Origin of the sequence: Actinomadura sp. KC345, assembly GCF_004348515.1 — a bacterium.
In the GTDB taxonomy this organism is placed as follows: domain Bacteria; phylum Actinomycetota; class Actinomycetes; order Streptosporangiales; family Streptosporangiaceae; genus Spirillospora.
The window spans coordinates 1-3,817 of sequence record NZ_SMKH01000473.1 but is presented as its reverse complement, the minus strand read 5'-3'; the positions used below and the strand labels follow the sequence as shown (position 1 = coordinate 3,817).

General features: G+C 71.2%; 4 protein-coding genes. 2 read left to right on the top strand and 2 right to left on the bottom strand.

Translation table 11 applies throughout. From position 1 onward, the window contains the following. Both E1281_RS38345 and sigE read right to left on the bottom strand, forming a co-directional pair. Window positions 1-173 (bottom strand): alpha/beta fold hydrolase (locus E1281_RS38345; protein ID WP_131884603.1); only part of this gene is annotated, 173 nt, incomplete at its 3' end. 58 nt (window positions 174-231) lie between these two features. Next, complete coding sequence (gene sigE / locus E1281_RS38340) at window positions 232-762, bottom strand: RNA polymerase sigma factor SigE (protein ID WP_131884604.1); 531 nt, start codon at window positions 760-762, stop codon at window positions 232-234. A gap of 228 nt (window positions 763-990) precedes the next feature. Here sigE and E1281_RS38335 point away from each other — a divergent pair, with 228 nt between their 5' ends. Together E1281_RS38335 and E1281_RS38330 are read left to right on the top strand one after the other, a co-directional pair. Next, a complete protein-coding gene (locus E1281_RS38335; RefSeq protein ID WP_131884602.1) occupies window positions 991-2,565 on the top strand; it encodes an acyl-CoA synthetase in 1,575 nt (524 codons plus the stop codon). Between the two features lie 73 nt (window positions 2,566-2,638). Then, window positions 2,639-3,817, top strand: a 1,179-nt coding sequence (locus E1281_RS38330; RefSeq protein ID WP_131884601.1) for a serine/threonine-protein kinase, incomplete at its 3' end; no start/stop codon positions are given.

The following is a 3,817-nucleotide window of genomic DNA, read 5'->3' as shown; positions in this document are numbered from 1 at the left end:
GTGCCGGGCGGGAGGGGCGGCGAGTCGCCGAATCCCGGCAGGTCGACCGCGATGACGTCGCGTTCGGCGGCGAGCAGGTTCATGACGGGCGACCAGCCCTGCCTGCGGTGGCCGATACCGTGCAGGAGGACGAGGGGCGGGCCGTCGCCGCGGCGATCGAAGACGATGTCCACGAGCCGAGGGTAATCAGATGTTACTCACCGGTCACTAGTGAGTTGGATCACTCTCGTGTCAGCTCCGCGTCACCTCGGCCGGGCGGCGGTGCTCCAGCGCGTCGCGGAGCTGGGCGCGGCCGCGGTGGATGCGGGAGCGGACCGTGCCGAGCTTGACGTTGAGCGTCGCGGCGATCTCCTCGTAGGACAGCCCCTCGATGTCGCACAGGACGACGGCGGCCCGGTACTCGGGGACGAGGCCGTCCAGGGCCTTCTGGATGTCGTGGTCCAGGTGCCGGTCGTCGTAGGCCTGCTGCGGAGTCGGCTCGCGGCCGTGCAGGCGTTCGGCGGCGTCGTCTCCGAGCGAGTCGAAGCGGATGCGCTGCTTGCGGCGGGCGCGGTCGAGGAACAGGTTGGTCGTGATCCGGTGGAGCCAGCCTTCGAACGTGCCGGGACTGTACGAGGACAGCGACCGGAAGACCCGGATGAAGACGTCCTGGGTCAGGTCTTCGGCGTCGTGCCGGTTGCCGGTCAGCCGGTACGCCAGCCGGAACACCCTGGTCGAGTGCTCGCTGACGATCTCGTCCCACGTCGGCGGGGTCCACGCCATCGCGCCTGCGCTCACCACTACCCCCGTCTGATACTGAATCGTTACGGCCAAGCATGCCGGTACCCAGATAAGAGCCGTGTAAGGACCGCCGGTGTGGCCGGATCAGGCACCCTGGGGTGACACGTGTGTGACCCATATCATTGGACTCGATTACAACAAGGATTGAGTTCGCGATCCCCCCGCGGGGAGGATCGGGAGCGGTACCCGCCCCGACATGCGAGGACGTGCATGGTGCGCAGCTACAACCTGGCCGACCTGCTGGAGATCCTGGCCGCCGCCGGGCCCGACCGTCCCGCGCTGGTCGCGGGGCCGGAGCGCCGCACGTACGCGCAGCTCGACGAGCGTGCGAGCAGGGTCGGGCACCATCTCGCGGCGGCGGGCGTGCGGCCCGGTGAGCATGTCGCGATCCTCGCCTACAACCGCGCCGAGTGGATCGAGGCGATGCTCGGCGTCTTCAAGATTCGGGCGGTGCCGGTCCCGGTGAACTACCGGTACGTCGCCGCCGAGCTGCGGCACGTCCTGTCCGACTCCGACTCGGTCGCGATCATCGGGGAGCGTTCGCTCCTGGCCAAGGCGGAGGAGATCCGCGGGGACCTGCCGGAGCTGCGGCACGTCGTCGTTCTGGAGGATGGGGCCGCGGACGTCGTCCCGGGTTCGGTCGAGTACGAGAAGGCGCTCGCGGACGCCGCTCCGGGCGGCGGCTTCCCGGAGCGCTCGAACGACGACCGGTACATCATGTACACGGGCGGCACCACCGGTTACCCGAAGGGTGTCGAATGGCGCTGCGAGGACATCTTCTTCGGCGCGCTCGGCGGCGGGAACGTCCTCGGCGACCCGATCGGCAGCCCGGAGGAACTCGCGGCGAACGCCGAGCAGCCGGCGATGGCGGTGCTCGACTGCGCGCCCGTCATGCACGGCGCCGGGCAATGGGTCGCGTTCATGGGTTTGTTCAGCGGCGCCAAAGTCGTCCTTTACACCGACCACGCGTTCGACGCGGACAAGGCGCTCCGGCTGCTCGCCGAAGAACAGGCGAATGTGCTGATGGTGGTCGGTGACGTGATGGGCCGGCCGCTCGCGAAGGCGCTCGCCACCGGCGATTACCACACGTCCTCGCTGATGGCGGTCGCCTCCGGCGGCGCTCCGCTGACCGAGGGCGCGAAACAGGCCCTCCAGGAGCAGTTGCCGAACATCATGTTCCTGGACAACTACGGCGCCTCGGAGACCGGCGCGTGCGGCCCGTCCGTCGGCGGCAAGGAGGGGACGGCCCGGTTCATGATGAAGCCGGGCATCACCGTCCTGGACGACGACCTGAAGCCCGTCGCGCCCGGTGAGATCGGCAGGCTCGCCCGCAGCGGCCACATCCCGCTCGGCTACTACAACGACCCGGAGAAGACGGCGACGACGTTCTTCACCGACGCCGACGGAACGCGCTGGTCCGTTCCCGGCGACTTCGCCTCCCTGGAGGAGGACGGGACGATCGTGCTGCTCGGCCGCGGCTCCCTCATGATCAACACGGGCGGGGAGAAGGTGTACCCGGAGGAGGTCGAGGTCGCGCTGAAGGACCACCCGGACGTGTACGACGCGGTCGTCGTGGGCCTGCCGGACGAGCGGTTCGGGGAGCGCGTCGCCGCCGTGGTCGCGCCCCGCCCCGGCGCGGCGGTCACGCTGGAGGACCTGACCGAGCACTGCCGCGGCCGCCTCGCCGGCTACAAGCTGCCGCGCCAGATCAAGGTGGTGGACGAGGTGCAGCGCACGGCCGTCGGCAAATCCGACTACAAATGGGCCAAGAGCGTCCTCGCTTGAACGGGAACGCTTAAAGCGCACGCCCCTTATACCACGTCGGACGGCCTTTCCCGCGGCGCGAACCGGTCAAGAAATGATTGATGCCGAGGGAGCATGCCTTGAGTGCGTCCCGGCGATTAACCCCGTCATGAATGGGGATCGGCTGATTCCGCTCGCGCGGCGGTATCGCCTGCTCTCTGTGGTCGGCAGGGGCGGCATGGGGACCGTCTGGCGCGCCTACGACGAGATGCTCGACCGGGACGTCGCCGTCAAGGAGGTCCGCCTCCCGGGGCGCATCACCGAGGGGGAGCGCCGGGTGATGTGCCGGCGCCTGCTCGCCGAGGCCCGCGCGACCGCCGCGCTGAAGCATCCCGGCGTGGTCGCGGTCCACGACCTCATCATCGAGGACGGCCGTCCCTGGATCGTGATGGAGTTCGTCGAGTCCTGCTCGCTGAACCGGCTCGTCGCCGAGGACGGCCCGCTCGGCGTGCGCCGGACGGCGGAGATCGGCGCGGCGGTCCTGTCGGTGCTGCGCGCGTCGCACGCCGCCGGCATCCTGCACCGGGACGTCAAACCCAGCAACGTCCTGGTCTGCGACGACGGGCGGGTCCTGCTCGCCGACTTCGGCCTGGCCGTCCACACGGCCGGCGGCCGCGCGATCGCCGACACGATGCCGGCGGGCATCGAGGGCTCGCCCGCCTACCTCTCTCCGGAGCGCGTGAACCGCCTGCCGGGCGCGGAGGCGTCCGACCTGTGGTCGCTCGGCGCGACGCTCTACATGGCGGTCGAGGGCTTCTCGCCGTTTCTGCGCTGCCACGCGCTGGCGTCCATGATGGCGGTCCTCCTGGGCGACTACGCGCGCCCGGTGCGGGCGGGGCCGCTGACCGCCGTCATCGAAGGGCTGCTGCGCCAGCGGCCGGAGGACCGCCTGACGGCCGACGCCACGGCCGAGCTGCTCCGGGACGTGGTCGGAACCGTCCCGGAACCGGGCGCCACGCTGGCGGTGCTGACCCCCGCTCACCGCGAGCGCCGCGCCTTCTCCGCCCGCCGGCTCGTGGCCCGCCCCGGCGTCGCGTGGGTGCAGCGCGTCCCCTGGGTGTCCCGGGACGCGGCCCGGTCACGGGTGTTCGGCCGGTCACGCGTGTTCCGGGGCCCGCGGGTCCCGTGGACTCTGCGCGGCGGGGGCCGGCCGCCGGACCCGCGGGTCACCCCGGCGCCGCCCTGCGGCTCGCAGCGCCGGCGCGGCGTTCGGTGGAGGCCGGGGGTTCCGGCG